General features: G+C 55.6%; 2 protein-coding genes and 1 pseudogene. All 3 read right to left on the reverse strand.

What is annotated here, in order from left to right; translation table 11 throughout:
• Window positions 1–612 (reverse strand): annotated as a pseudogene (locus tag I5W_RS08970) (phospholipase D-like domain-containing protein); the annotation flags it as partial.
• 22 nt (window positions 613–634) lie between these two features.
• Window positions 635–2272 carry an SEL1-like repeat protein gene (locus I5W_RS08975; protein WP_044528963.1) on the reverse strand — a complete coding sequence of 546 codons (1638 nt, stop codon included), beginning with the start codon at window positions 2270–2272 and terminating at the stop codon, window positions 635–637.
• A gap of 9 nt (window positions 2273–2281) precedes the next feature.
• On the reverse strand, window positions 2282–2999 hold a 718-nt coding region (locus I5W_RS08980; protein ID WP_044528964.1), incomplete at its 5' end, for a phospholipase D-like domain-containing protein.

Consider the following 2999-nt stretch of genomic DNA (forward strand, 5'->3'; position numbering starts at 1 on the left):
TCTTCTCCTGCGCATACTCTGTCCGACCTTGTCGGAATTGGCCGCGCGAACCTTGAAGATGAGATGAGGGTGCGTACCATGGGTAGCTTCAAAGAACCACAACGCATTGAAATAGCTGCGTCGCTCCTGCGGCGTGAGGCCAGCTTCGTGCGGCTTGCCGGAGAGGCGCTCATGATGCCGGATGCGTTTGACCTGATCGGCATCGAGCGTACCGTAGCCTGGCGTATTCTTTGCGATGGCAGAGAGCATCCCCTCGTGCCAGCACAGCACCCGTACTTCGACTGGTTTGCCGTTGTTGTACTTGCCGGCCGCAACCTCCCTGAGCAAATCCCCCCAGGTCGGCCCGCGAGGCCAGGTATGGCCATTGCGTTCCAGTTCCATGGCCGGATCGAAACCCCAGCAGATGATCTCCACACTATGCCGCGCCTGGCGGATGTCTTGCAGGATGCGGGCAAAGCCTTCTTCGCCGCAGATCAATACTTCAAGCTGGTTGGCGTGATAGATCGGAGAGTTGCTGTCTTCTGTGCGCTCCAGCAGCCATTGCGCGGTTGCTGTGGCGCTTCGTTTGCGCAGATCAATAGGGACGCTGCCCGGATGGTGGGTATCTTGCATAAGCAAAAGGGAAGAATACGATTCAGTGCTGATCTTTTGTTGTGTCAGCAGGATCGAAGTTACGAATGGTGATGTCTTTACGCCCCGAAGGCAGAGGCTGATTCGCCTGATCCAGCCATTGCCATTCGATATCCTTTGGAGAGATGTCGAGTCCGCGATCACGCGGATCGGGGAAGGCTTGACCTTCTTCGACATAGGCCTGCCGTGTCCATTGGTTGAAGACCTTTGCCAAGGGATGGGCCGGATCAATGCTGCCGTGCCATATGCCTGTAGCGGGCGCGGGGAGTAGCCCTGTTGAACGCAGATCGCGGGATGGAACAGGTACTTCGCGCAGCACGCCTTGCGGAACGCGCCAGTCGGGTCGGTGTTTTGCAGCGGCATCTTGGGGAACTGGTGTTCCGAGATAGTGAAAGCGTAAGACGCCATCGCTGGCGTCCAGTCCGACACGGCTGGGTTCGAAGCTTTCTCCCCGCTCGTAACGCATGGGGATCTGCGCTGCATTCCAAGCGGCCAAGCGAGGCTCGCGCGGATCACGGAGTTGAGCGATCCAGTATCCGCTGATGGTGGCATCGGTGTGTTCATGCTGGATCAGATGGCCGCCTTGTGGTTTCTCCGGAAGGACGAGGCCGTCGGGGATATGAGCGCGGCCTTGGCGCAGTGATGCGGGAGAAGGTTTGCCGATGTCTGATGAAACTACCTTGACGGGTTTGGCGCCATCGATCAGGGACTGCTTATCGCCATCCCAGTAGGGAAGAATGGCGGGAGGCAGGGGGAGCACCTTGTCGAGGTTGGGGAGGCGGAGGTCGGGGTTGAGGTGGAGCATGTCACTGATGGCGGCATAGCGCTCGCCCCTATCTTTGTCCACTTGGTATTGAGCTGTCGCATCACCAGTTTCAAAGCTGACGGCAAGGAATATTGCACTATTTTCGCTCCCAAATTTCACGCCGTCATGCAAGATGTTGAGGGCTTGTTGCTGCCTGCCGTCCAATCCAAGGCTAAGGCCAAGCGTCGCAGCCGCCCCTCCGTTTTCTTGGGCATATCCGCATTCCAGCAGTTTGTAAGCAATAGCCTTGTTTCCCCAAGTTCCGCGTGCGGGGGCATCACGAGTTGCATTGAGCCGCTCACCAAGGTAGGTCTGCGCGTCAGCACTTCCCATTTCCGCAGCCAGAGACCAAAAGGCATATGCGCGGGTCGCATCTTGTCTCACACCAGTACCATTCATGTGCAAGGTCCCCATAAAATCAAAAGCGCGAGGAATTCCCATCTTCATCACTTCTTCTACGAGTACAACCGCTCGCTCTGTATCCTTGCCCACCCCTTTCCCATGGATGTATAGGCTGGCTAGATTCAGCATTGCTTGCCAGTGCTTTTCTTCTGCAGATTTGCTCCATAGCTTGGCCGCTTTCGCGTAATCGCGGTCGTCGGGCCATAAGTCAAAGGTGGTGACTGCCAAGCCTTCTCTGAACCAAGCTTCTGCCTCTTCGTGAAGCGGAGGTTCGCTGTGCTTCTCGTAAGTGCATGGAAATTCTTTACGATGAGGATCGAATGCCTTGAGGGACATGTTGCGGGGAAGGTTATGCATAAACGTCGATATCAGAAGAGTGAATGCGATTGACGACAATAAAACGAGCCCTATCTTGGCGCTGAGAATTTTTTGCATGGGGAGCGATCATGCGAGTCGCATACTTGATGTGCGCTTATCTTCGAAGGGAATGAGGAATCCCTTGGGCGCTTTTTGTCCGTCTTTGCTTATGGTGTTTTCAGACAGCAGTTTGATCCAAGCACGAAATGTCTTTTGGATAGCGTCATGACCTCCATCGCCGCCGTTACACCCGCCCGCGTCACCGGTATGCAGAGAGAAAACTCTTGACCTCAAATTCTCACTCAAACGAGGATCATCACACCCAATATTGATCTCAGCATCCACCGCCATACTGCGCAGATTGAGATTGGCACTGCCCAGCGTAAAGAAGGCATCGTCAATGATCATCAATTTGCTGTGGATGTAGATCTCCCGATATTTCTCGCCCTTGCTGTCCCCGGCATGATCGTAGGTCCACAGACTGGCCACCAGCGTCTTGATGCCCAGTGCTTCCAGCTCCTCGGCGATCTCGGCATTGCCCCTGGGCTCGATAACGGCGCCATGCGGTTTGGGCATTCGCACTAACTCTGGCGGGGCGCTGTTATTCCTCTGTTTGAGCGCATACCTTGCTATTCCTTCTGCTGCCGCTGACGAATCAGTTCCCCCCTCTCGAATGTCTTGTCCCTGATTGGGCATCGAACTGCCATGCCCGAGCAGCTTGATCGTGTCATGCGTGGCCGCTACCATCTGGATGCGTTCAGGGGTGGGGATGACCATGAAAACATGCAGATTGGGCAGCGTCTTC

Origin of the sequence: Herbaspirillum sp. B65 (genome assembly GCF_000333555.1) — a bacterium.
In the GTDB taxonomy this organism is placed as follows: domain Bacteria; phylum Pseudomonadota; class Gammaproteobacteria; order Burkholderiales; family Burkholderiaceae_D; genus Herbaspirillum; species Herbaspirillum rubrisubalbicans.

Excerpts from the sequence above, each read along its gene's own strand:
- I5W_RS08975 (WP_044528963.1), bottom strand. The coding sequence starts at position 2,272 with ATGCAAAAAATTCTCAGCGCCAAGATAGGGCTCGTTTTATTGTCGTCA.